At 41.0% G+C, this 23,685-nt stretch carries 23 protein-coding genes; 9 read left to right on the top strand and 14 right to left on the bottom strand.

The window, feature by feature from the left end; genetic code table 11:
* Window positions 1-24: 24 nt before the first annotated feature.
* Window positions 25-213 carry a hypothetical protein gene (locus BLQ57_RS14610; RefSeq protein WP_139162748.1) on the bottom strand — a complete coding sequence of 63 codons (189 nt, stop codon included), beginning with the start codon at window positions 211-213 and terminating at the stop codon, window positions 25-27.
* Between the two features lie 444 nt (window positions 214-657).
* Between BLQ57_RS14610 and BLQ57_RS21575 the strand changes: the two genes are divergently transcribed.
* Window positions 658-780: a hypothetical protein gene (locus tag BLQ57_RS21575; protein ID WP_262481083.1), complete on the top strand. Its 123-nt coding sequence runs from the start codon at window positions 658-660 to the stop codon at window positions 778-780.
* 234 nt (window positions 781-1,014) lie between these two features.
* Here BLQ57_RS21575 and BLQ57_RS14600 read toward each other — a convergent pair whose 3' ends face one another.
* The 6 genes from BLQ57_RS14600 to BLQ57_RS14575 all read right to left on the bottom strand — a co-directional run bounded on the left by BLQ57_RS14600 (window position 1,015) and on the right by BLQ57_RS14575 (window position 10,540).
* On the bottom strand, window positions 1,015-1,719 hold the full coding sequence (locus BLQ57_RS14600; RefSeq protein ID WP_087940202.1) for a hypothetical protein: 705 nt from the start codon (window positions 1,717-1,719) through the stop codon (window positions 1,015-1,017).
* 3 nt (window positions 1,720-1,722) lie between these two features.
* Window positions 1,723-1,974, bottom strand: coding sequence for a hypothetical protein (locus BLQ57_RS14595; protein ID WP_217639528.1), 252 nt, complete (start codon window positions 1,972-1,974; stop codon window positions 1,723-1,725).
* Between the two features lie 256 nt (window positions 1,975-2,230).
* Complete coding sequence (locus BLQ57_RS14590) at window positions 2,231-3,196, bottom strand: hypothetical protein (RefSeq protein WP_087940200.1); 966 nt, start codon at window positions 3,194-3,196, stop codon at window positions 2,231-2,233.
* A gap of 64 nt (window positions 3,197-3,260) precedes the next feature.
* Window positions 3,261-4,988, bottom strand: coding sequence for a RagB/SusD family nutrient uptake outer membrane protein (locus tag BLQ57_RS14585; RefSeq protein ID WP_087940199.1), 1,728 nt, complete (start codon window positions 4,986-4,988; stop codon window positions 3,261-3,263).
* A gap of 54 nt (window positions 4,989-5,042) precedes the next feature.
* Entirely contained in the window at window positions 5,043-8,324 is a 3,282-nt protein-coding gene (locus BLQ57_RS14580) for a SusC/RagA family TonB-linked outer membrane protein (RefSeq protein ID WP_087940198.1), read from the bottom strand.
* 494 nt (window positions 8,325-8,818) lie between these two features.
* The gene (locus BLQ57_RS14575) at window positions 8,819-10,540 is read right to left on the bottom strand and encodes a TPR end-of-group domain-containing protein (RefSeq protein WP_139162747.1); all 1,722 of its coding nucleotides are present in this window, start codon (window positions 10,538-10,540) and stop codon (window positions 8,819-8,821) included.
* A gap of 122 nt (window positions 10,541-10,662) precedes the next feature.
* On the opposite strand from BLQ57_RS14575, the gene BLQ57_RS14570 reads away from it, so the two are divergent.
* Entirely contained in the window at window positions 10,663-10,881 is a 219-nt protein-coding gene (locus tag BLQ57_RS14570; RefSeq protein WP_087940196.1) for a PspC domain-containing protein, read from the top strand.
* On the opposite strand, the gene BLQ57_RS14565 is transcribed toward BLQ57_RS14570, so the two are convergent.
* Together BLQ57_RS14565 and BLQ57_RS14560 are read right to left on the bottom strand one after the other, a co-directional pair.
* Window positions 10,878-11,876, bottom strand: coding sequence for a glycosyltransferase family 2 protein (locus tag BLQ57_RS14565; RefSeq protein WP_087940195.1), 999 nt, complete (start codon window positions 11,874-11,876; stop codon window positions 10,878-10,880). The two genes, BLQ57_RS14570 and BLQ57_RS14565, sit on opposite strands and share 4 nt — an antisense overlap.
* Window positions 11,873-12,208, bottom strand: coding sequence for a YbaB/EbfC family nucleoid-associated protein (locus tag BLQ57_RS14560; protein ID WP_087940194.1), 336 nt, complete (start codon window positions 12,206-12,208; stop codon window positions 11,873-11,875). The genes BLQ57_RS14565 and BLQ57_RS14560 overlap by 4 nt, the downstream gene beginning before the upstream one ends.
* A gap of 147 nt (window positions 12,209-12,355) precedes the next feature.
* On the opposite strand from BLQ57_RS14560, the gene BLQ57_RS14555 reads away from it, so the two are divergent.
* Window positions 12,356-12,637: a hypothetical protein gene (locus BLQ57_RS14555; protein WP_087940193.1), complete on the top strand. Its 282-nt coding sequence runs from the start codon at window positions 12,356-12,358 to the stop codon at window positions 12,635-12,637.
* On the opposite strand, the gene hisS is transcribed toward BLQ57_RS14555, so the two are convergent.
* Complete coding sequence (hisS, locus tag BLQ57_RS14550; RefSeq protein WP_087940192.1) at window positions 12,630-14,000, bottom strand: histidine--tRNA ligase; 1,371 nt, start codon at window positions 13,998-14,000, stop codon at window positions 12,630-12,632. The genes BLQ57_RS14555 and hisS overlap by 8 nt on opposite strands.
* Window positions 14,001-14,165: 165 nt before the next feature.
* Between hisS and BLQ57_RS21200 the strand changes: the two genes are divergently transcribed.
* On the top strand, window positions 14,166-14,312 hold the full coding sequence (locus tag BLQ57_RS21200) for a hypothetical protein (RefSeq protein WP_169712767.1): 147 nt from the start codon (window positions 14,166-14,168) through the stop codon (window positions 14,310-14,312).
* Between the two features lie 55 nt (window positions 14,313-14,367).
* Here BLQ57_RS21200 and BLQ57_RS14540 read toward each other — a convergent pair whose 3' ends face one another.
* Entirely contained in the window at window positions 14,368-14,874 is a 507-nt protein-coding gene (locus tag BLQ57_RS14540) for a metallophosphoesterase family protein (RefSeq protein WP_087940190.1), read from the bottom strand.
* A 166-nt stretch (window positions 14,875-15,040) separates the two neighbouring features.
* Between BLQ57_RS14540 and BLQ57_RS14535 the strand changes: the two genes are divergently transcribed.
* The 3 genes from BLQ57_RS14535 (at window position 15,041) to BLQ57_RS14525 (ending at window position 17,868) form a co-directional block, all read left to right on the top strand.
* The gene (locus BLQ57_RS14535) at window positions 15,041-15,439 is read left to right on the top strand and encodes a rhodanese-like domain-containing protein (RefSeq protein WP_087940189.1); all 399 of its coding nucleotides are present in this window, start codon (window positions 15,041-15,043) and stop codon (window positions 15,437-15,439) included.
* Window positions 15,432-16,802: an NAD-dependent succinate-semialdehyde dehydrogenase gene (locus BLQ57_RS14530; RefSeq protein WP_175444675.1), complete on the top strand. Its 1,371-nt coding sequence runs from the start codon at window positions 15,432-15,434 to the stop codon at window positions 16,800-16,802. Before BLQ57_RS14535 ends, BLQ57_RS14530 begins: the two co-directional genes overlap by 8 nt.
* Before the next feature lie 85 nt (window positions 16,803-16,887).
* Window positions 16,888-17,868 carry a pyruvate dehydrogenase complex E1 component subunit beta gene (locus BLQ57_RS14525; protein WP_087940188.1) on the top strand — a complete coding sequence of 327 codons (981 nt, stop codon included), beginning with the start codon at window positions 16,888-16,890 and terminating at the stop codon, window positions 17,866-17,868.
* A 144-nt stretch (window positions 17,869-18,012) separates the two neighbouring features.
* Here the strand turns inward: BLQ57_RS14525 and BLQ57_RS14520 are convergent, their stop codons facing one another.
* A complete protein-coding gene (locus tag BLQ57_RS14520) occupies window positions 18,013-20,511 on the bottom strand; it encodes a TonB-dependent receptor domain-containing protein (protein WP_087940231.1) in 2,499 nt (832 codons plus the stop codon).
* Between the two features lie 261 nt (window positions 20,512-20,772).
* Here BLQ57_RS14520 and BLQ57_RS14515 point away from each other — a divergent pair, with 261 nt between their 5' ends.
* Both BLQ57_RS14515 and BLQ57_RS14510 read left to right on the top strand, forming a co-directional pair.
* Window positions 20,773-21,855, top strand: a complete 1,083-nt coding sequence (locus BLQ57_RS14515; RefSeq protein WP_240507832.1) for a sensor histidine kinase — start codon at window positions 20,773-20,775, stop codon at window positions 21,853-21,855.
* On the top strand, window positions 21,852-22,595 hold the full coding sequence (locus BLQ57_RS14510) for a LytR/AlgR family response regulator transcription factor (RefSeq protein ID WP_087940187.1): 744 nt from the start codon (window positions 21,852-21,854) through the stop codon (window positions 22,593-22,595). The genes BLQ57_RS14515 and BLQ57_RS14510 overlap by 4 nt, the downstream gene beginning before the upstream one ends.
* A 34-nt stretch (window positions 22,596-22,629) precedes the next feature.
* On the opposite strand, the gene BLQ57_RS14505 is transcribed toward BLQ57_RS14510, so the two are convergent.
* Together BLQ57_RS14505 and BLQ57_RS14500 are read right to left on the bottom strand one after the other, a co-directional pair.
* Window positions 22,630-23,373 carry a hypothetical protein gene (locus tag BLQ57_RS14505; RefSeq protein WP_139162746.1) on the bottom strand — a complete coding sequence of 248 codons (744 nt, stop codon included), beginning with the start codon at window positions 23,371-23,373 and terminating at the stop codon, window positions 22,630-22,632.
* On the bottom strand, window positions 23,336-23,685 hold a 350-nt coding region (locus BLQ57_RS14500; protein ID WP_139162639.1), incomplete at its 5' end, for an IS1595 family transposase. The genes BLQ57_RS14505 and BLQ57_RS14500, both read right to left, overlap by 38 nt.

Here is a 23,685-nt window from a genome sequence, read left to right as displayed (position 1 = left end):
TAAAATTAATCCGTTTAGCTCTTATTAAGTTTTGATTGGCAAGTTAAAATTTCTTTTCTCTTCCATTTCCATCGGGCTATCTGCTGATGATTTATTGGAGGCAGGCTCCAACGCCTCCCGTAACACCTGCTGCAAAAGCAACTCATTTTGCTTTTGACTTTCTTTGATGCTTGCATCTCCGCCTTCCTCTTGTCCCCCACTGGGAGTAGTCAAATTTTGGTAGCTCCTGGGTGGGATTTGCAATTCCACCCTAATATTCTTATCAATTTGCAATTGATGTATCTCTCTGATTTATTGTTGTAAGACTCTAACGCCCAAACAGGAGGAAATTTTGTCTTTTGGTTTTGAACTAGTTTTTACTAGAGGCAAGAAAGGGAATTATTAGAATAAATCCAGCCCTGCAAGCTGGCGCCTCTATAAAATTAGCCATTTAGGCTAATTTTTTAACGCTCGGCCCTCCAGTACTGGGTATTTTTTGGGGCAAAAGTGAAAAAAGTTAAGATAAAGGAAGTTTTTTTCAGTAGAACAATGAAATTTTATTGATGAGACTCATAGATTATGGTTTCTGGCCATCGCCTTCCACTTAGTGCTTAAGTGAGCGTCATAGGAACCAAAAACATCATAAAAAGGAGTCAATCCCGAAACTCGGGACAGGTAATGATCCAGAAAATCCACCGACCCAAGTCCAAACTGATCCGGGTCAAGTGGGCGGCCTATGACCAAACCTCCAACGGCCTTCCCATCAACCGACAGGAGCTCGTTCCGGTCATCACAAGCTAGGAAGATTTTGAATTCTTTGTCCAGCTCTTTGGCGGACCTATCAAGAAGTTTAGCCTAAACGGCCTGTTCCAGCAAGTCATGGACCGCTTTGATCTGGCCAGCTTCGCCATCTACGATGCTCAGGGAAATCTGATTGAGGAGCAGCCGGTAGAGTTTCCGGAGGAGGAGGATCCTATTGTGTGAAAAAAGAGGGTACAACGTTTATTTCTAAATTCCATAATTTCAATAAAAGCTTTAATAAAACTTTGCAAGTGAATCATTGAATTGCTTGTCCAATAATTTCAATCCCCTAGGCTTTTGAGTTCTGTTTCGGACACTTACCCCTCCAATCAAATTGATTTCAAATACAGATTGATCTTCCTCATGCCCGATCAATTCAGGGATCAATTGGTAAACCTTATACCCTATATTTTCTTGATTTTTCAAAATTTGAGGCTCAAGGTCTTTCTCGTTGTATAATGAAGAAATTTTCCCTTCCACGACAAGAAATTTTCTGATTATATCTTGAAAGAGTTTTTCCCTTTCAGTATTAATTGATTTTAAATGTTTATCCCCCAAAAATTCCAATTCCCTTTCCACTTTCATTTGAAGCTTTTCAATTTCCCTTTTATACTTTAAAAAGAGGTTATGCCTTCTAGCTGATTTAACATACATAAGCATATGATCTCCTTTCATTTTTTTCTTCAAATCAAACTGATAATCCTTAAAATCAACAGGATCAGTTAAGTTGAAAATGATGTCCTGAATGTAAATTAATTTTTGAGTATTTTTTTTTATACTGATTGCATGAGACTTGACCTTTTTTTCATAGTATTGTTCATGCGTTTTGAAGGCCAAGTAGGCGGTGACTAGAATAAAAAATGTCTGAATAGTCATCATCCCAGCCATCCAAATACTTGAGGCGTTATCAATTGTAAAAAACCACTGTTCTTGATCCATTTCTTAAACCTTAATCCCCTTTTCCCTTAAATACCTCAGGAATTCATTCAGCCCGGTTTGGTTTCCCTTGTCAAAATAAGAAATCGCCAGCATATAAGTCTCTTTTAGGTCACGTCCAGCAGCTAGCCGATCATAGGGCAGCTTCTGATGAGTCTCACAGATCATCTTGATCTTGGCATTTATCCTCCTCTCCAGCTCTACCAGCTCCACCCGGAGCCGCTCTTTCTCTTCTTTTGATTTCCCTGACATATTCATGTTTACATTTTAAACACAAAATTCAGAAGAAGCAAGATTGATTTTTAGTTTGACGGGAATTGAGTCGATTTGGGTAAGGATTTATGAGAACAGCAACGTAAGATCACTGGTCAGAATACCGTATTTACCTAGGTAGTTGGTATTTTCACAGATATCCGATTAATCCCAACTTTGATAAGAAAAATAAAGAAAGCAAAAATTTAATAGGCTGCCATAAATTATAGGCAGCCTATTAAATTATAAACTCAAATAATTTTTATTGTATACCTCCACCACCAGAAATACAAGACATTTGAGCATACCAATAATCAAACGCTGGATAGTATGTAGCATCTGGAGCGGTTTTAGTCTCAACCTTCATCTCATATGTTGAGCCTGAATTAAAGGTAACTAATGGCATTGAAGTATCGCTAATATTATTAATGGATGCTCCCCAAGGCCCGCTAAAATTAGCTTGTCCTAGCCAGCCAGAATCGGAAATTGAAACACCATTTTCAAAAACTTGGAACCTATTTGGTATTTCATGTGATTGAACATAGAATGAGAAACTATCTCCATTAGTTAAACAACTGGTATCAATAATCACATCGTATGTTTTATATTCTGCATACTCATCATGATTGCCCTCTACCCAATCTCCACAACATTCACAAATTGGGGTTGGTCCAGGTCCAGGTATAGGTTCGTCCTCTTTAGGGCATGTTACCCAAACCTCCCAATTATCTTGGTTTGGAGAATACGAATAATTTGGTGGGGTTTGAGTTTCCACAATTACCTCATAAGTTGTTGAATAATTTTTTGTTAAATTAACATTTAAAGAATTAAACGTATTTATAGATTGGCCCCAAGGTCCGGGATAATTCGCTGTTCCGATCCAACCCGTTGTATAAATTGTATTTCCTCCACTTTTAATTGTATAGCGATTGGGTATATCATACACATGGAAAGTAATTGAAAAATCTTCGCCGATTAATAGGCTTCCAATGTTAAGATTTTGAGCAGGATATTGATAATAAGAATTTATTGTAGTATATGGTTGACTAGGAAAAAAGAAACCTCCACACTCAGTAAATAGAGTCCTTAAGTTTTCCCCATCATTCTCACCATCTTCAGAAATGGACTTTTTCTTCTTCTCTTTGATACTACCGTCAAAATTTTCAGAAAATTGAGAACAGCTTAACATAGTAAAAGCCGAGATTAAAATTGTTAAGATCTTTTTCATGATAAAATAAATTAGGTTAGAAAATTCTGCGGTATCTACAAAGTAAATACCGCAGAGTTAAATTTTAGAATCCAGGATTCTGAATCAGAATATCTGATCCTACTAGGTCAATCTGATCCAAAGGAATCGGATTATAGATATAAGGGTCTGTGAAGGTGGCTCCACCGAATGCTGAAGAAAGGAACTGCGCTTCATACTGAAGGTAAGCGTTCATTTCTTCATTGACGATACCCCATCGTACCAAATCGTAGAATCGATGTCCTTCCATACCCAATTCAAGCATTCTCTCCAGACGCACTGCCTTACGGGCAACTGTAGCATCTGTCCATGGAGACTCATATAAGCCTACAACATAATTGGCTGCAAGGGTTCCATCTTCCCGCTCAAGGTTAGAATTCTGAGCTCTTTCGCGAACCATGTTCACTTTAGCGCGTGCAGTCTCCAAATTACCTGTTTCAATATCTGCTTCAGCAGACATCAACAAGACATCAGAGAATCGGATGATGTACACATTCAATCCGGTGTAGCCTGGTGTCCAAGAAGAGTTATCTTGGAAAGAACCCACTTCATCTCTAGAGTAAACATACTTTTTAGGAGAGTAAGGCCCACCATTTGGCTGGTTTCGAATCCAAGATGCCCCCGGATGATCTTGCCAATCCAAGTAAGGAATTCCTCTACGACCTACTGTGTGGTCCAAACGAGGATCCAAATTTCCGGTATCCGGAGTGAAATCACTTCCACTACCCAAATTCATGTCATTCTTCACTTGGTTAGCACCTACATTGTACTGACGATCAAGCAATGGAAGACCATTGGAGTCGGTACGGAAGGAGTTTACAAAGCTAAAGCTAGGCTGATAAAATCCACAGCAAACACCTGGAGCTGCTGAGTTATACGGGAAGTTCAAATCAAACTCTGGGTTAGCATTATTAACAGATCCGGTTCCTGCTGCTGACTGATAAGCCCACACGGTTTCCTGATTGTTGTCAAATGCACCTCTCCATAGATTTTGATACTGATCTACCAATCCGTACTTGACGCCATTGGAAGTTACTCCATTTGCGATTACATCATCGAAAAGGGTTTTAGCTTCCGAATATTTCCCTTGATAAAGGTAAACTTTGGCCAAATACGCCTTAGCTGCGTATTGATTTACTCGACCTACTTGAGGCTGAGTTGGAGGTAGATTGTCAACAGCATATTTGAAATCTGCTTCAATAAATGGCCACAAATCTTGGTTGTTGCTTACTTCTTCTAGACCTGATCCGTAATCTACGTTCTCATCCACATAAGGAGTGTTGTTGTAGTCTCTTTTCAGTTCGAAGTAGTAATGACCTCTCAAGAAACGGGCCTGAGCACTAATGCGCGTAATGTCTGCTTCGGTTACGTCTGGAGCTGGATTTTGCATCAATCTCAAAACAGAGTTTGCTCTAGCAATTCCCTCATAGGCACCATTCCACTTCGCTCCAATATCTCCTGATGCAGAATTGGTCTCAAAACGCTGGATTGGGTTGATGGTGGCAAAGTCACCTGGGTCAGTCCCCTTGTTAGCTTCTCCTCCACGAATACTACCCCACACCCAATTGGATGCAGAGGCCAAACGGTTTGCTCGACCATTTACCTGGGAATAAGCTGCAATCAAAGATGCCTCCAACCCTGCTACCGTAGACAGCTGATTCTCTGCCAGTACCCCCGTAGGTGGTACGTCTAGAAAATCATCGCTACAACTCACTGCTACCATCATCGCTGCGGATGATAATAGGGCTCCGATTTTTAATTTAAAATTGTTCATTTTTATTAATCAATTATAGTTTCTATAACTAGATTCAAGATAAGTTGTTAACTATTAGAAACTTAAGTTCACACCAAAGGTATAACCTCTCGTCACTGGATAGTTTCCGATGTCGATACCGAAAGTAGTATCAGCCGATCCACCTACTGCAGGATCCAATCCTGTGTAACCTGTCAAAGTGAATAGGTTGTTTGCACCTGCGAAGATTCTAGCTCTCTGCAAATTGTACTTCTCCAACAAATTAGGAGGAAGCGTATAACCAATCGTTACGTTTTGTAGTCTTAGGTAAGAACCATCTTCGATATAGTACGAGTTAGCTTGCTCTGAGGTAGAGAAGTTGGTGGTTCTTTCTACGATTGGCACCGTAGCATTTGGATTCTCTGGAGTCCAAGAGTTTTTCAAACGCTCAGAAATCGCAGCACCTTCAAAGGTCTGGAAGAAGTCAGTAAACCAACGAGACTGGTTCCATACTTCATTTCCTACAGAAGCGTAGAAGTAAGCTGCAATATCAAATCCTTTGTACCCCACAGAGAAGTTTAGACCTCCTGTAAAATCAGGAACTGGAGAACCCAAGAACGTACGATCATCAGGAGTAATTTCCCCGTCGCCATTGACATCCTCAAACTTCAAACGTCCTGGAGCTGCACCTTGCTGAGTAGGAGAAGAAGCTACATCTTCAGCACTTTGGAATAGTCCGATCTGCTTGTATCCGAAGAAGGCAGAAAGCGATTGACCAACTTGGTTTCTGATCGGCTGAATACCTCTAAACGATGGGTTGATCGAAGTAATGAAATCCAATCCAGGCGCCAATGAAACGATCTCGTTTTTCAGAGTTGATCCAGTTACTGTCAATTCATAAGTGAATTGTGAAGAAAGGTTACCTCTGGTAGTCACCAATAAGTCAAGACCGCTGTTTGACATCTCACCAATGTTGATGAAAGGAGGAGTAGCATTGCTACCTGCAGTCTGAGGAATTGGCAATTGGAATAACAAGTCCTTGGTGTCTTTTTTCCACCAATCAAAGATTACATCTAAGCGACCGTTGTAGAAAGTACCATCAAAACCTACGTTCTGTGTAACTGCAGTTTCCCACTGCGTATTCGGGTTACCGATACGAGTTCTTCTAAATCCAATTACTGCGGATGAGTTCGAACCTGTGATATCATAAGATGATGCTCCGATATCTCCACCAAAAGTAGAGAACTGGTTCGTTGCAGGTACTGGGTTAGAGTTACCCATTTGTCCCCATCCACCACGGATCTTCAAGTCATCAATCCAAGAAGCCGTCTGCATAAATGGCTCAGAAGAAATTCTCCATGCTGCAGAGAAGGCAGGGAAAGTACCAAATCTGGAATTTGTACCAAATACAGAGGAACCATCACGTCTTACTACCGCACTGAAGAGATATTTGTCATTGTAGGTATAGTTCAAACGTCCGAAGTAAGAGGAGAAGTTAACCCCTCTAAATAAACTAGAGTTGACAATTCTTGTACTCACTGGAAGATTAGTAATAGTAATAAAGTCTGGATCTTGAGAGAACGGGTTCTGCCCTACAGCTGACATATTTCTTCCTGCACCAGTATTCAAGGCTTCCTGACCTACAATTACATCAAAAGCATGCTTATCGAAAGTTTTCTTCCAGGCTAAAGTATTAGTGAAAGTCCATCCAAAATCAAAGCCTGAACCTTCATCATATCCGAAGGCAGAGTTATTTTCTGAGTTCTCATACTGTCTTCTGTTATATCCCCAGAAGTAGTAATTATTGTAACGACCACCAATAGAAGTACGGAAAGTCAAGTCATCAATCAAATCGATTTCAGCATAAACATTACCGAAAATATTGGCATTAAAGTTTCTGTTATTGGCTTGGCCTTCTCGGCTTGCTACCGGGTTTCGCGGATTATTGAAGTCTCCTACAGCAGTACCTGCATATCCACCAAATTCATCTCTTACCGGGATGATGGATGGCATACGGAAGGCACTCAAGATATCATTTTCATCCAAGGCAATACCTCTACCTCCTGCACCACCGGACTGTCCTAAGACTTGACGGTAAGTAGCTTGGAAGTTTTCACCGATTCTGATACGGTTAGTCACATCAAACTCAGAGTTTGCTCTCAGTGAAATTCTTTTGAAGTTATTATTCAACAAAATACCAGCCTGATCTTGGTAACCCAATCCGATAAAGAATCTACTCGTTTCAGATCCACCATTCAAACCAATAGAGTGTCTGTGAAGAGGGGCTGTGCGTGTGATCGCATCGTACCAGTCTGTACCTTCGCCGGTGGCTGCTCTGATCAGCTGGAGAACAGGACCTGCGTTTGGATCAACATTATACCAAGCTTCTTGCTGAGCAAGCTCAGTTGCAGAAAGTGGGCCTGGCTGTCCAGGAACATTTTGGAGAGTCCCATCTGAATTTTGACGAATTACACTTAAATAATAGGGTAAAACAGGAGAATTACCTGTTCCAAAATGATCATGCTCATACACTGGATCATCGCCATCGATCAAAGCTTGATTTCTTTCTGCCAACCAAGTGTATTGAGCAAAATCAGCAGGATTCATCATATCCAAGCCTACACCTGGATTTGTTGCTCCATACATTCCGTTATAATCCACTCGGATTTTTTCATTGGAGCGTCTTCCCTTTTTAGTAGTGTAAATAATTACACCATTTGATGCTCTAGCACCGTAAAGAGAAGCTGCAGCAGCATCTTTCAATACCGTGGTAGACTCAATGTCATCAGGATTCAAGAAATCAGTACTGGTCACTGGTACACCGTCGACGATGTATAATGGCTCGTTTCCACCGAAGGAACCAAAACCACGAACTCGGATGATAGAGGAAGTACCGGGCTGACCATTGGTAATTACCGTAACACCGGAAACACGACCTTGTAAGGTCTGCTCTACGTTACCAGTAGGGATTACAGTCAGATCTTTGGGATCCACTGTCGCAATAGCACCGGTAGTTTCTCTACGGCTATCGATGGTATAACCTGTCACGACCAATTCGGTCAAGGTTTGCTCATCTGGTGCTAATTTCACATCGATGACGCTACGGTTTCCTACTACTTGCTCGATTCTTTGATAACCGATGAAAGAGAAAACCAACACCGCATCGTTGTTGGGTACATTTAGGGAAAATTTCCCATCGATATCTGTAGCCGTACCGTTGGTCGTCCCTTTCACGAGGACCGATACTCCCGGTAGACCTGTATCAAATTCATCCAGAACGGTACCTGTCACTACGCGCTGCGCCATGACTGCCGAACTGGTTATTACTAAGAGCAAAAATGCAGCACTTAGAATTTTGTAAAGATTTTTCATAAACATAGATAGATTGGGTAACAAGATTAATCTCAAATACTTGTTGTTAATTGATATGCAATCGTTTGCGATTATTCTCAAAATAATTGCAATAGAAGGTTCTCCGGACTTTCCGAAGGTCTATTGCGATTATACCACGGTACGAATACCTGCAAAAGGATGAAATCCTATAGGTTTGAGTGCATCTAGCGATGCCACGAGAGAGGCGGAAGTTTTGCTAGGAGTAATAGGTCATAGGCAGTATTTTGGGTTTTATTGTACAACATAATCGTCAATGTTAAAGATTCTAAAACAAAATTCAAATTCCTTAGCGGAAATAAAATTTGGTAAAGCAATTAGTTTACAGCATGAATCTTTCTAACACTTCTTGTTTCACCATCTAATGTAAAGCATTTTCGAGTGAATCAAAACCAGAAATACTTAAAAATGAGCATTTCTCGAAAAAATTACCTATTTCTTGACCCTTATTTCAAAATTTCTTCAAATTCCTTTTTTATCAATTATTTTTTGAGAATTCTAAAAAATTCCGGCTCCTCCCTTATTTCATCAAAGCTCGGGTCAATTAACACCCTTTGAAAAATCTCTTCATTTGCCTGAATCGCTCTCTCCAAATGAATCAATGCAACCTCCTTCTGCCCACTGTTTATCGCAATAAGTGCCAGACCGTAATAGCCATAGCCGTAGGACCTGTCTTTGATAATGGACTCCTCAAAAGCAATCGAAGCATTGCCATAATCATCTGCCAAGAGGTAAGCCAAGCCCTTATTAAAAAACTGTGAAGGGGATGTAAAAGGGTAATCAAATCGTAAGGTTGCCAACTTGTAATCCCCTCTCAAAATATCCAAGGCTCCTCTCAGACTTTCATTCTGCATCAAAAAATCAGCATTCCTAGTCATTACAGATGCATCGGAAAGCAACTTATAAGCCTCCCAATACGCTCCTCTCAGGGTAAAAATCTGACCTAAATTATGCAACGAATAAGGGTTTTTCTCAATTCTGATCGCCCTATTGAGTAGCCACTCTGCTTCGTCCCAAAGTTTCTCCTGTGTATCCCGGTCTAAGGTTTGCTGAGCTTCTCTCATACGAATGACAGCCAAGTTATTATAGGGCAAAGCTTCCCCAAACAATTCTGTCATCTTAGCATAAATCTCTGCTTTATCTGCCAGTCTTGAAGCTCCCTCAGCAGCTATTGTCCAGTCTTTATAGGAAAGGCTAGATTGGGAAGAAGAAGATTGCAATTCTGTTTGTAGCAAATTGAAATCGGATTGAGACAAACCACTTCCCGACCTGGCGATCACTTCAATTTTTGCCGACCTCAATTTTGGAAAAAGATTTCTTGCTACTGACTCAAAACCTGAAATCTGCTTGAGCTTCACCTGCTGATCCAAAAAATCCGTCCCATCCAATAAGACTGAATAGTAACGCTCCTTTTGGGCTGAATTAAGCCCTGAATACTCTCTCAATAGCAGTCGGAAATCAAACCAATCATTCCACCTTGCTGTAGTTTGGATCAATGAATCCTTCAAAAAAACTTTTCTGGAGATCAATTCTTCACGTACAGCTTCCGCTCTATCCATCCCAAGTTTGCTGTTTCTACCCTCAGCAGCCTCGGGGGATTGTAGGCCTGTGACTTTGATGGACTCAACGAACGGATGTGCCACCAAAAATTGACGAAGCGTTTTAAAAACAGTTTCATTAGCGGAGTTAGATCTGAAATCAGCACTACCCGGAGCAAATTGCACAGCCGCCTCAAAAGTACGACTGATCCCTTGCTCTTGAGTGCCCGATGGAATCATAAGGCCCACTACAGGGATGGATTCTCCGGGGCTTGCTTTACCGATCTTTGCCAAAAACGGCGTGGTGATGACCCCTTTGGCTAAAATCCTGGATTCAAATGCCTTATCCGCGTTTCTTTTTCCTTGATAAAAATCCAATCTAAGCTGGGCCGACTCCATCCATATTTCGAAGGCGATCTTGTATTCGTGCTTGTAAGAATAATCAGCAATATTTTTCTTCAATTCAATGCTCCCCAAATCTAATTGCCTATCTCCAGCAACAATCATTAATTTCAACTCCGGATTTCTGGGGGTCACCACCGACTCAATGGGGATTTTCCCCTCTACCGAAAATTGGATAGAATCCCTGAAATAAGATAACTTATCCGGCTTGAGGCTTACCTCATCCAAAAAACGATACTCTTGTGCCACTCCTGTAGCGATCATTTGGAGAAAAATAAAAAAAAGAAGAAAATTAACTTTTGGAGAAAACAAAGGGGCAGACATTTTGCTTACTTATTTCTAAATTGATTTTTAATATATTTGCAGCAACTAAACCACTGAATATCATGCAGAAATTAAAATTGTTTTTCGAAGAGCGGGCTTTCGGTGTTTGTTCTAGACTAGGGGAAAAATTTAACTTCCCCATCGACAGCATCCGTCTGTTTTTCATTTATGCTTCATTCATCACCTTGGGTTCTCCTGTGATCATGTATGTGTCCATGGCCATGATGATGAAAATCCGCAAGTATTTCCGAAAGATGAATAATCCTGTCCTTTTTGATTAAAGTTCATGGAAATATTTCTTTCCCAAAATCATAAAATTCCAAAATATCAGGTCCACAGGACCTTTTTTTTTGGGTATTGATTCTGAGGAAATTGTCTTCTCTATCAAATTTCGGGATGTAAGAAAGTCCCGATACCCACTGAATACAGCTTTTGACAATTCTACTTTCCCAGAGAAAAGATATCCCAAAACTGCTGCAAACTCCATTCCTGCTTTTGCTATAAAAATTAACCAGAACTTTACTGTTTTTTCATTTTTATAAATCATGCTGAGACTGTTTCTGATATTCAGATACAGTTTCTTTGGACTAGCTCGATCCAATGTCGCCCCTCCCAAATGAAAAACTGTAGACTCGGCTGTGAAACCTATTTTCCAGCCTATTCTTCTCCAGCGTAGACATAGGTCAATCTCCTCCATGTGAGCAAAAAAATGAGCATCAAAGCCTCCTATTTCGTGAAATGATTTCGCACGCAATGCAAAACAGGCACCTGAAGCCCAGTCTACCTCAAGGCTATCATCATATTGCCCTTGGTCTTGCTCAATTTCGTTCCAGATTCTACCCCTACAGTAGGGATAGTAAAGGGAATCCAGAAATCCACCCGCTCCTCCGGCATAGTCAAAAAAATCTCGATGAAGCGCAGACAAGATCTTTGGCTGAACCGCCGCATAATCTGAGTTTTGATAGAGGAAGTCAATCAAACTTGAGTCCCAACCCGAAGTGACTTCGACGTCTGAATTAACGAGTAGATAAAACTCGTATTGATCTTTCAACTGATGCAGTCCCCAATTATAACCTCCTGCATAGCCGAAATTTTCGGAAAGCTGAATCAGTTTTACCTGAGTAAAGTCACGAGTCAAAATAGCAATAGAGTCATCCTCACTGGCATTGTCAATCACCCAAATGTCAAAGCTGGAATGCTGACAAATTGAAGGTAGGAAACGGCGGAGCATTTCCTTCCCATTGTAATTGAGAATGACTATTGCGCAGGTTTTCATCCAAACATACTTCCCAAGTCCATACCGGGGATATTGGGCATCATGCCTTCGGTGGCTGATTTCATTGCTGCTTTGATTTTGACATCTATGGCTTCCATCGCAATATTAGTGGCCGCTACCACCAAATCACTAAGCATCTCCTTATCAGATGGACTCAAGAGGGATTCGTCCATTTCTATTTTCAATACTTTTCTTTCGCCGTTTACGGTCACTTTTACCAGCCCTGCCCCGGATTCACCTTCGGCAGTGAGATGAACAAGCTTAGCTTGGGCTTCTTTGATTTTTCCCTGCGCTTCTTTGACCTTGTTCATCATATTCATGAAGTCGAACATATTTTCTCTTTTTTATGATTAAGCTTAATTAAAGCAATTTACCAAATATTATTTCGTGAAGATTAAGTTATACAATCTATAAGGTAATTTTTTGTAACTTTTATGAAATTTATTCAGTTAGATAGACTGAACCCAACATCAATACCAATGCAAACAACCATTAAAATCGAAAAGGAATTCATTCCTAATTTACGTTTTGGAGCAAGAGAAGTGTTGCAGTCTCCTGAAGATATCAGAATGCGTCTTTTTGAATTGGAAAGGTCTCAAACTCTCGGGAACCTACTTCAGACTAAAGTCCGGATCACTTTCCAGTCCTCAGACGAGCAAATTTATGAAGTTCGCACCACGGTCTGGGCTGTAGGTAGCCAATTCATTTTACTCAAAGGCGGCATCACCATCCCTATTCATTCCATTCTTCAGATCAATTGACCGCAGTAAATCGGGAAATCACCTCATAAATAGGAAGGCTTTCCTGATTTCCTGTCAGCAAATTCTTCAAGGCTATGGTCTCAGACTTTATTTCTTCATCCCCACAAATCCCCACATAGGGGATTCCTTTTTTGCTGGCATAGTCTAGTTGCTTTTTCATTTTGGCTTGGTCAGGGTAAATTTCCGACCGTACCCCTGCCTTTCTGAATTGGGTCAAGACTTTCAGGGCATAGCTGAAACTTTTCTCATCAAAATAAGCCAATAGCAGCTGCGTACCTTGGCTATCCTCCTCATGAAATAAATTCAACTCCTCCATCACATCGTATATCCTATCCACTCCAAAGGAAAAGCCTACTCCCGAAACCCCAGTAAGTCCAAATACCCCTGTCAAGTTATCGTATCTACCTCCTCCGCTTACAGAACCGATTGATACTTGATTTACTTTCACTTCAAATATCGCTCCTGTATAGTACGAAAGCCCGCGGGCCAATACCATATCAGGCTCCACATGTGAGAGGTCTTCCCCCATGCTTTGCATGATTTCAAAAACCTCTTCTAACTCTCTGACACCCTGCATCCCTATTTCCGACGCAGCTAGGAAAGATTTCAAAAAACTTAAAGGTTCGCTTGACTCATTTGCAGCCGAAACGAGTGGAGAAAGTTTTGAAATAGCATTTTCGGCAAAACCTCGATCTGTGAGTTCTTCTTTTACTTTTTCCCAGCCGATTTTATCCAACTTATCTATCGCCACACAGAGCGGTCCTTCCTTGCCTGATTCGCCAATCACCTCTGCTATTCCGGTAAGGATTTTTCGATTGTTGATTTTTACCTTGTAGTCTTGGATGCCCAATCCGGCAAAAACCCTTCGGATCATCAAAATAATTTCCGCCTCACAGACCAAGCTATCGGTGCCTACTACATCCGCATCACATTGATAAAACTCTCTATATCGTCCCTTCTGTGGTCGATCTGCCCTCCATACCGGCTGGATTTGGTATCGCTTAAAGGGAAAAGTAAGTTCATTTCTGTTCATGACCACGTATCGGGCAAAGGGTACCGTCAAGTCATACCTTAGGCCTTTTTCTGCGACTTTAGGCAGAGTAGCGGCAGCACCTTCACTGAGATCATTTAGGTCTACTTTTTTCAAAAAATCCCCTGAGTTCAGGATTTTGAACAAAAGCTGATCTCCTTCATCCCCATACTTTCCAGTCAGCGTACTCAAATTCTCCATAGCCGGAGTTTCTATTTGCTGATAGCCAAAAAGCTGAAAGGTGTCTTTGATAGTTTCTAGAATAAAATTTCTTCTCGCCATCTGTACAGGACCAAAATCTCGCGTTCCTTTAGGCAAACTCGGTTTTTGCATGGATTTCTCTTTGGTGATTAAAGTTCAAATTTACCGAAAAAATGAAGAATTCATGTCCATTTCGGTAAAAGCTATTGAATTTCTTAGGCTTTGATGTAGGCAAACAAAAAATGTTTGCATACCTTTGCAGTCCGTTTCGAAACAAAAACATTAAATCATATAGTCATGGCAGTTACTACTCTGAAAAGAAAACTAAGAAGAAAAAGACAAGGCCAGAACACCCGCGTGATCAAAATCAAGCAATTGAGCGCTCAGCCAGTGATCAAAAACGTGGATGTTGAGGAATTGAAAAAGTCTTTTGAGAAGAAATAAATCTCTTCAAATCAAAATTAGCGATCAAATGATCGCTTTTTTTTTGCCCAATTTTTTAAAGCTTCCCTCTTTTACCCAACTCCACCACACGTAGATCCACCACCTTACCCTGATGCAAATCAAAAAGAAGGAGCGTCCTCATTTGATGGAAGCCTTGCTGACCAATCGCACCGGGATTCAGGTAGAGACAATTGAGTTCAGGGTCATACTCCACCTTACAGATGTGAGAATGCCCACAGATAAATAGTTGAGCTTTTACTGATTTGATTTTGGGTTTGACTCCTTTGGCATAGCGTGGTGGTTTGCCGCCTATATGGCACATCAAAATTCGTATATTTTCCAACTCAAAATCCTGCCACTCCGGATATTTCTCTTGCGCTTCAGCATCATCTATATTGCCAAAAACTGCTCTCACTTTTTTACCCACCGGTAGCGCCTCCATTACTTTCAAATCCCCTATATCCCCCGCATGCCAAATTTCATCCACCTCTTGAAGATAATCCAGCGTTTTGTGATCAATGTAACTGTGTGAATCAGAAATCAGCGCGATTTTAGTAGCCATTTGAAACGAAAGGTTTTAAATTTTGCTTCAATATGTAGGGATTCATCTCAAATCAAAAAACAAAACATGAAATCGACACGATTAAAATCATCATTAAACACACAGGGCAATGATGATTTTAATCGTCAAAGATTCCAAGTGACCATTTAAAAACAATTATAAACACATGAAAAAACTCATTTTCCTTTCCGCCTTTATCGTATTGACTAGTTTATTAGGAAGTCAAGCATTTGCTCAAGCCGACTCGGCCAAAGTGGTCTCGGTAGAAAAATTTGACAAAATGAAATCCAAAAAGAAAAATGTCCTGCTTGACATCCGTACTCCTGAGGAAATCGCAGAAGGCCAAATAGCGGGTGCAGGAAATATTGATTTTCTAGACGAAAGCTTTAGCCAAAAAATAGAACAGTTGGATAAGTCAAAAACTTACCTATTATATTGTAGAACAGGCAAAAGAACAGCTAAAGCAGGTGCCGCCATGAAAGCTGCAGGCTTCAAAAAAGTCTACATGCTTGACGGAGGTCTGACTGCTTGGCAAGAACAAGGAAAACCTATCAAAAATGACTAAAATCAAATCAATTAACCCTTTTTCCGGTAAACTTTTAAAAGAATTCGAAACGCTTTCAGACCGCGAGTTAGAAGCAAAAATCAGTCTCAGCCATGAAGCCTACAGCTCTTGGAAGTCAAGCACATTTGAGCAGCGTGGCCATTTAATGCGAAAGGCGGCAAAAGTACTGAGAGACAAGAAAGATTATTTTGCAACAATCATTTCCCAAGAAATGGGAAAAGTCATCACCGAATCTCGTGCAGAAATAGAAAAATGCGCTTGGGTATGTGATTACTATGCGGAAAATGCCTCTGAGTTTCTCCAGCCTGAGTCCCTTACTTTACCGGACGGGGCCAAGGCCAAAATTGTCCATCAGCCCATCGGAGCAGTATTGGCTGTGATGCCTTGGAATTTTCCTTTTTGGCAAGTATTTCGATTTGCAGCCCCGACGCTGATGGCAGGAAATACAGGACTTCTTAAACATGCTTCCAATGTGCCCCAATGCGCTTTGGCGATAGAGGAAGTATTTACTTTGGCGGGTTTTCCTGACGGCATCTTTCAGACCTTATTAATTGGCTCCGAAGCTACCAATGAGATCATTTCCGACCCACGAATCCAAGCGGTCACATTGACCGGTAGCGAAAAAGCCGGAGCGGCAGTCGCCTCTACTGCAGGACAACACATCAAAAAATCGCTCCTTGAACTTGGCGGAAGTGATCCATTTATCATTTTGGATGACGCCGATCTGGAAAAAGCCAGCGAAACCGCTGCTAAGGCGCGAATGATTAATTTTGGGCAAAGCTGTATTGCTGCCAAACGATTTATTGTCATGGATAAGGTTTATGATGAATTTCTAGAAAAATTCTCAGAACATATCAAATCGCTCAAATTCGGCAATCCGATGGAGGAAGACAGCGACTATGGCTCTATGGCAAGACCTGATTTGGCAGAGGAACTCTACGAACAAATCCAAGATTCTGTCAAAGCTGGCGCAAAAATTCACCTCGGAGGCAACAAGCCGGAAAAAGGTAGCGCTTTTTTTGAACCTACCATATTGGTTGATATCCCCGAAGGTTGTCCCGCTTATGAAGAAGAGCTATTTGGGCCTGTAGCCTCTGTTTTCCGTGTAAATAGTATTGAGGAAGCCCTCCAATTGGCCAATGACTCTGAGTTTGGTCTTGGGGCCTCTTTGTGGAGTAGTGATATCGAAAAGGCAGAAAAACTTGCCAATCAAATCGAAACTGGTGCCGTGTTTATCAATGCCATGGTGGCCTCGCACCCTCACCTGCCTTTTGGAGGAATCAAGAAATCCGGCTATGGTAGAGAGCTGAGTCGAAATGGTATTTTAGAGTTTGTCAATTCCAAAACCGTCTATCTAGGCTAAACATCTCCCATATAAACAATCCAAGGAGCTTTGCAATTGCCCGATTCCTTTCTATTTTTACGAGCCAAAATTTTGTCTTAAACTAATGAGAGAAATACAATTTCGAGAAGCCCTCAGAGAGGCCATGTCTGAAGAAATGAGACGTGATCCCAATGTCTTTTTGATGGGTGAGGAAGTAGCTGAATATAATGGAGCTTATAAAGTATCCCAAGGAATGCTGGATGAGTTTGGACCGGAGCGAGTGTATGACACTCCGATCTCCGAGCTCGGTTTTGCAGGTCTTGGAGTAGGTGCAGCGATGAATGGATTGATTCCGATTATCGAATTTATGACCTTCAACTTTTCCCTAGTCGCCATCGATCAGATCATCAACTCTGCCGCTAAAATGCTAGCCATGTCAGGTGGGGCTTATTCTGTTCCGATTGTATTTCGAGGACCGACTGGTAATGCCGGACAATTGGGAGCGACTCACTCTTCCAACTTTGAAAACTGGTTTGCCAATACTCCAGGTCTAAAGGTTGTCGTTCCATCCAATCCTTACGATGCCAAAGGCTTGCTCAAAGCCTCCATCAGAGATCCTGATCCAGTAATTTTCATGGAATCCGAACTGATGTACAGCGATAAAGGAGAAGTACCAGAGTCTGAATACCTCTTGCCTATCGGAGTAGCAGATATCAAACGAAAAGGTAAAGATGTCACTTTGATCTCATTCGGTAAAATGATGAAAGTAGCCTTGGAAGCTGCCGAAGAAATGGCCAAAGAAGGTGTCGACTGTGAAGTAATTGATTTGAGAACTGTTCGGCCTATCGACTACGCTACCTGTGTGGAGTCATTGAAAAAGACTAACCGTGCAGTCATCGTCGAAGAAGCCAATCCATTGGCAGCAATATCATCCGAATTGACTTATCATTTCCAGCGCTATGCCTTTGACTATTTGGATGCGCCTGTGATCAGAGTCAACTCCATGGATGTGCCTCTAAGCTACGCTCCGACTTACATCGAGGCTACTATCCCAAATGTGAAAAGAACAGTCGCTGCTATCAAAAAAGTGACATATAAAGAATAGAATCAAGACCAAAAAAAGCCCTGACTTATCAAGCCAGGGTTTTTTGTTACCCAATCTATCTATTTACTGTAAAAAGTATCAATCAATGGTTTTGGTTCATAAAAAGGCGCTGGTTTTTCCAGCGCCTTTATTTTTTCAGAAATATTAACGGTTATTCTGCATGTTTTCCATGCCGCCTCCGCCGCCTTCTTTCAAGTCATCGTTGGTGACAGAGCGTCGCTTTCTAGGACGATCATCCATGCTTAGCTTTCCGATTCGGTAACTAAAGTTGATCTTGAAGTTCATGTTTCGAATCGCATTCGTACTGTTCTGAATAATGGTTGGAGTGACCGTCTCATTTCGAATGATAAATTCTTTAGCTAGGAAGTTTTCCACTCCGAACCCTATACTTCCTCTTTTTTCTTTGAATTGCTTGTTCATACTCAAGCCATAGGCTGCAAAACCGCCACTAGTTCCCTGTAGCTGAACTCTACGACCTCTCGCAAAGGTGAAGAGCTGCACTTGCCAATTCTTTGGCAAGGTATAATTACCAAACATCCGTCCACTGACTACCCAGCCTTCATTTTGCGCAGCAAATAGTGGGTCAGTTAGACCATTGTCCAAAATCGCGTAGTAAAGATCAAATCCACCATTCAATGAAAACTTATTGTTAATATTGATATTGGCGAAGATATTAGTACCAATCGCTTGCTCCTGCCCGATATTCTCAAAAGTAGTAGAGATGATGCCATCCTCTAGCACATTTCTCACTGCCTGAATAGAACCTGTCGTGTTTCTATAGAAACCTGTGAAGTTTAACATCGTTCCTTTGATAAAGGTAGAGTAACCCAATTCATAATTATCAGTCATCTCAGGATCCAAAAGTGGGTTACCTTGAGAAATCTGAAGCGGATTGGAAGCTTCTATATTTGGATTCAAGAATCGAAGCGAAGGACGTTGAATTCTTCTGTTGTAAGCAGCCTTGATCAAATTACCATTTTTTAGTCTTCGGCTGGCATTAAAACTCGGAACAAGGGTACCGTAGCTAGGAATATCTGCTTCTCTTTCTGTCTTAAAGTCCGCCGCAATCGTCGTATACTCATAGCGTACTCCTGGCTTTAAGGTGTAATTTTCCAAGAAAGTGAAGGTATAAGATAAGTATCCCGCCGTTACATTCTGATCATAGCTAAACTCATTGCTCAGGGTAGGATCCAACAACTCCACATAAGGTCCGTCAGCTCCCTCTGCTTGAAAATACGCAAAGTCAGAGTACGCTTTTCTTAAGATGTTCTTGGCACCATATTCCAAGATTTGATCACCTTTTTCACCTAGGGGATTTACAAAGTCCAACTGAACAGTAAATTCTTCGTTACGGCTGGGATTGTCGTTTCTCAATCGTGAGTCTATGGTCTCCAAGTCATCATTGAACAAGGAGTTGACAAAAGAATTCTCTCGATTGTTTCGGCTATACAAAGTCAACAAGCTCACTTCTTTTCCTTTCTTCTCAAAGGTCTTGGTGTAGTTTAAGCTGACATCGATGGAATTGGACTCGTCTCGGGTGTTAGTCTCACGAAGAGCACTTCTGACTAAGTCATCGTTTACAAATGTCTGTGTCAAGAAATCATTCTGCCAGTTTCTGGAGTTTCTGATACCAAAATTCACTGCACCGGTAATGAAATTAAACTTATCGATTTCATAATCCACTCCAAAATTATATCTACCAAAAAGATCTCTCCGCTCGGTGTCAGCAGATTGAGCAATGGTTGAGCGGTTTCCGTTAGGATCGATGAGCTGCTGCTGATTGTCAAAACTTCCCAGAATATTGTATCCAGAGCGACCAAATCCGCCTAATGAAAATCCAAATTTTCCTTTACGTGCACTTCCGTTCAAACCGAGGTTTGAACCTCGAAGTCCCACTCCGCTATTGACGCTCAAGGTCATTCCTTGTAGGTTGTTTTTCTTGGTTACGATATTGATCACACCGGAGGTCCCTTCCGCATCAAATCGAGCAGAAGGAGAAGTAATTACTTCCACTTCTTTGATTTCATCAGCAGGAATTTGACGAAGCGCATCGGTGATACTACTTGCAGCGATTGCCGATGGCCGATTATCTATCAGTACGGTGATGTTACTACTTCCACGCATGGATACATTCCCTTCAAGATCTACAGAAAGCATGGGAACTCTTCTCAACACATCTGTGGCATCGCCTCCAGCTGTGGTACGATCATTTTCGGCTTTGTAGATTGTGCGATCTACGCGCTCCTCGATGAGTTCACGCTGCCCTTGTACAGTGACTTCTTCCAGCGCCAGACCTTCATCAGACATTTGAAGGTTACCGAGATTGGTGTCGCCCTTGGTTGAGGTGATTTTTATATTATCTACGACCAACGTCTCGTATCCCAAAAAGGTGAGTTCGAGTTTGTATTCTCCAGGCTCAAAACCGGTGATGAAGAATTTACCTTCGCCATCTGCTACAGCACCTGCCAGGCTGAGGTCAGCTCCTTTCTTATATAAAGCGGCTGTGGCGTAACCTACAGGCTCTCCTGTCTTGGCATCCATAGCCACGCCTACGATACGTGCCGGCTGATCTTCCTCTTGAGCCAAGGCCATCGGAGCCGTAAGCACAAAAATTAAAATGAATAGATTGAGTAGTTTTTTCATGGGTTTGTTTTCAAATATGTTGGGCATTCACCCTATCGATACCCCAAAGAAAGAGGCTTTGTTTCAGCTTATTTTTTCTAATAGACGAATACCCTAGATTCATCGACAAATCCCTTGAAATCCCCCTTCAAAAGCTGAAATCTGCAAAATCTTGATTTGGTCTGATGAAAACAGGAATTGGCAGTCAAATCAAGGGTACTCGTAGATTTATCTTGATAGAAGCACATTCTTTGTGTTAGTTTACATCTGTAAATCAAGCGTATGCCCACGATCACCTCAAGAAAAAATCTTTCGATAGTAGTCCACGTCCTTGGATGGATCATGCTTTGTATCGTTCTATTGCTCCTCTCTCCTCTATCCTGGCGAATGGGAGAAATCGAGCTTCCCCTAGCCTTTTGGTGGAAGCAGGTCTTTTTGGTCGTAGTTCTGGTAGCTGTCTTTTACTCCAATGCACAGCTAATCGTTCCTAATATCCTTTTGAAGGGTAAAAATTACCTCTACATCATGTGGGTGCTCATCGGAGCTGTACTTTTTTACTTTGCGGTTGTGTACTTTGAGCAGTTGATTCAATATCCACGGGCTATGCATCAGGTATTCAATCCTAACAAACCATTTGTACCTCACAAAAGATGGTTGCCCGGCGATGTTTTTCAGCTTTTGCTTTACACCGTATCTATAGGACTCAGTACTTCTTTGGCTTTGGTACAAAAGTGGCAAAAAGATGAAGTGAATCGGCAGGAACTGGAAAAGCAGCGAATCAATACAGAGCTTTCTTATCTCAAGGCTCAGATCAACCCCCACTTTTTCTTCAATACCTTAAATAACATCTATTCACTTACCAATCTTGATATCAAAAAAGCTCAGGAAGCGCTTTTGAAGCTTTCTCGCATGATGCGCTATGTGCTCTATGAAAATCAAAAAGAAACCACACTACTCAGCAAAGAGGTAGATTTTATCAGAGATTACATTGAGCTGATGAAAATGAGGTTCACCGAAAAAGTGAAACTGTCCATACACATAGACGAACCTAAAAACAACCAAAGTATCGCTCCTATGCTGATACTTCCTTTTCTGGAAAATTGCTTTAAACACGGCATCAGTTCCCAGAAAGAATCTGAAATCCACATCAAACTAGAGGTGATGGGGGACACTGTCTTCTTCGAGACTAAAAACACTATTTTCCCTATCAATCCCGATAGTCCTGAGGCTAAGGAAAGTGGTATAGGACTAGTTAATACGCAGCGGAGACTAAGTCTACTTTATCCTGAAAAACACAAGCTCAAATTTGGGAAAGACGAAAGTAAGAACCAATATTATGTTAACCTTACGCTGAATCTTTCATGAAGCTCAAATGCATTGCCGTAGATGACGAACCATTAGCCCTAGACTTGGTATGCAAATACATCGCGCAGACTGCATTTTTGGATCTGGTGGGAAAATTTAGCAGTGCAATCGAAGCCTTGGGATTTATCAATCAGCATGAGGTGCAATTGATTTTTATGGACATCCAAATGCCCGACCTTTCTGGAATGGAGCTTGCCCGGGTCTTGGATGGAAAGAAAAACGCTGAACAAACCCGGATTATTTTCGCGACAGCCTATCATCAGTTTGCCATAGAGGGTTATAAAGTGGATGCCTTGGATTACCTTCTCAAGCCTTACAGTTATGAGGAATTTTTAAATGCCTCCACCAAGGCTTATAATTATTTTGAACGGCAAAAGGAGAAGAAAAACGAAGTTGAAAATGATGCTGCCAATGCGCCGGATTATATTTTTTTAAAAGTAGAATATCAGTTGGTCAAGGTCATGCTCTCCGACATTACCCATGTCGAGGCCTACAAGGATTATGTGAAAATTCATCTCAAATCCAAAGTCTCTCCCCTGCTTTCGCTGACTAGCTTAAAAAGCATGGAAGAACTCCTGCCCTCCAGTCGATTTATGCGAGTACATCGCTCCTACATTGTGGCCTTGGACCATATCGACTCCGTTTCGAAAAACATCATCCATATCGGCAATCATCAGGTAAGTGTCAGCGACAATCACAAAGAAGCTTTTTTGGAGTTTATGAGTCGGTGGATGAATTGATTGGAAAAGAGCCAATAATTAAAGCTTCAATTTATTATTTGGGAGACATTATCAAAATTAGTGGGAGGTTTTGATCTATTGAGATACCTAAGCTCTCAGAAAGTAATTCAACCTGCCTACTTGTAAATTTTTCCAATTCTTCTGGGTTGAACAAAAAGACGAAGTCATTTTTCTCATTCGTCCCAAGTAGATTCAAGTCAGCCTCTACCCCATCGATTGTTAAAGACTTCCATGACAAATTTTCTCCTGTACTCTTATTGATTAGCGTTTTCATGAAATCACCCTGCCGAAACGAACCTAAGTAATAGTCCAAAAAATAATAATCCTCAATTTCTACAACCGAAAAAGAATGAGCTTTTTTTTCTTCGTCATTTTGAATCATTTCAAACATTCTATTTTGATCATTTTGCAAAGCTTTTACTTCAGAATCAAGAATGGAAAACTGATCAAAATCCAAAAAGACATCATCTATTATATCTAAAGAGAAATTAAAGCGTTCCAACTTCTGGCTAACAGGATAAATAATAGTTACACGATCATTAAAAACTGACATTGATTTATCATTTCCAAAATCCAACCCTTGGAGCTCTTTTTCAATAGGAACCTTGAATTCAAACACTCCAGAAGAAACTTTTAAATGAATAAATTTATATCCTGATGTGCCTTGAGTAAAAAATAAAATCTCATCCTCACTCAATGGAAAGAAGGATGAAATTGAATTCACATATTCCTTTTTATGATTATCCGCAATCATGCCAGTATGGGTAAATTGAAGCAATAATGAGTCTGTCAAAGAGTTTTTGACCGAAGTATCTTCTGTTTAGCTTGTAACAAAACTCATCCAGATAGTTCTGCATCATTCGTTCGCTGATCATATGGTATGTCTGCAGGTGTTTCTTTAAGTTACTGATGGCAATATGAACCCATTTGAGGTTAAAATTGCCTTCTTGTGTACCAGAGATTTCTCTGACATGAACATCAATACAATCACTCAGGTCTGAGAAGGTGGTACTTTTATCTGTTTGAAGCACAGCGTTTGAATCAATGTAATCCTTGATTAAATGCTGTGCGGTTTTCGCCTCCAAGTTCT

Origin of the sequence: Algoriphagus faecimaris, from assembly GCF_900101705.1 — a bacterium.
GTDB classification, from domain to species: domain Bacteria; phylum Bacteroidota; class Bacteroidia; order Cytophagales; family Cyclobacteriaceae; genus Algoriphagus; species Algoriphagus faecimaris.
The sequence above is the reverse complement of the archived record's forward strand: the minus strand, read 5'-3'. Positions and strand labels throughout refer to the sequence as shown.

Coding starts and splice junctions, on each gene's coding strand:
- BLQ57_RS21575 (WP_262481083.1), top strand. CDS start 658: ATGATCCAGAAAATCCACCGACCCAAGTCCAAACTGATCCGGGTCAAG.
- BLQ57_RS14600 (WP_087940202.1), bottom strand. CDS start 1,719: ATGGATCAAGAACAGTGGTTTTTTACAATTGATAACGCCTCAAGTATT.
- BLQ57_RS14595 (WP_217639528.1), bottom strand. CDS start 1,974: ATGAATATGTCAGGGAAATCAAAAGAAGAGAAAGAGCGGCTCCGGGTG.
- BLQ57_RS14590 (WP_087940200.1), bottom strand. CDS start 3,196: ATGAAAAAGATCTTAACAATTTTAATCTCGGCTTTTACTATGTTAAGC.
- BLQ57_RS14585 (WP_087940199.1), bottom strand. CDS start 4,988: ATGAACAATTTTAAATTAAAAATCGGAGCCCTATTATCATCCGCAGCG.
- BLQ57_RS14580 (WP_087940198.1), bottom strand. CDS start 8,324: ATGTTTATGAAAAATCTTTACAAAATTCTAAGTGCTGCATTTTTGCTC.
- BLQ57_RS14575 (WP_139162747.1), bottom strand. CDS start 10,540: ATGATCGCTACAGGAGTGGCACAAGAGTATCGTTTTTTGGATGAGGTA.
- BLQ57_RS14570 (WP_087940196.1), top strand. CDS start 10,663: ATGCAGAAATTAAAATTGTTTTTCGAAGAGCGGGCTTTCGGTGTTTGT.
- BLQ57_RS14565 (WP_087940195.1), bottom strand. CDS start 11,876: ATGAAAACCTGCGCAATAGTCATTCTCAATTACAATGGGAAGGAAATG.
- BLQ57_RS14560 (WP_087940194.1), bottom strand. CDS start 12,208: ATGTTCGACTTCATGAATATGATGAACAAGGTCAAAGAAGCGCAGGGA.
- BLQ57_RS14555 (WP_087940193.1), top strand. CDS start 12,356: ATGCAAACAACCATTAAAATCGAAAAGGAATTCATTCCTAATTTACGT.
- hisS (WP_087940192.1), bottom strand. CDS start 14,000: ATGCAAAAACCGAGTTTGCCTAAAGGAACGCGAGATTTTGGTCCTGTA.
- BLQ57_RS21200 (WP_169712767.1), top strand. CDS start 14,166: ATGGCAGTTACTACTCTGAAAAGAAAACTAAGAAGAAAAAGACAAGGC.
- BLQ57_RS14540 (WP_087940190.1), bottom strand. CDS start 14,874: ATGGCTACTAAAATCGCGCTGATTTCTGATTCACACAGTTACATTGAT.
- BLQ57_RS14535 (WP_087940189.1), top strand. CDS start 15,041: ATGAAAAAACTCATTTTCCTTTCCGCCTTTATCGTATTGACTAGTTTA.
- BLQ57_RS14530 (WP_175444675.1), top strand. CDS start 15,432: ATGACTAAAATCAAATCAATTAACCCTTTTTCCGGTAAACTTTTAAAA.
- BLQ57_RS14525 (WP_087940188.1), top strand. CDS start 16,888: ATGAGAGAAATACAATTTCGAGAAGCCCTCAGAGAGGCCATGTCTGAA.
- BLQ57_RS14520 (WP_087940231.1), bottom strand. CDS start 20,511: ATGAAAAAACTACTCAATCTATTCATTTTAATTTTTGTGCTTACGGCT.
- BLQ57_RS14515 (WP_240507832.1), top strand. CDS start 20,773: ATGCCCACGATCACCTCAAGAAAAAATCTTTCGATAGTAGTCCACGTC.
- BLQ57_RS14510 (WP_087940187.1), top strand. CDS start 21,852: ATGAAGCTCAAATGCATTGCCGTAGATGACGAACCATTAGCCCTAGAC.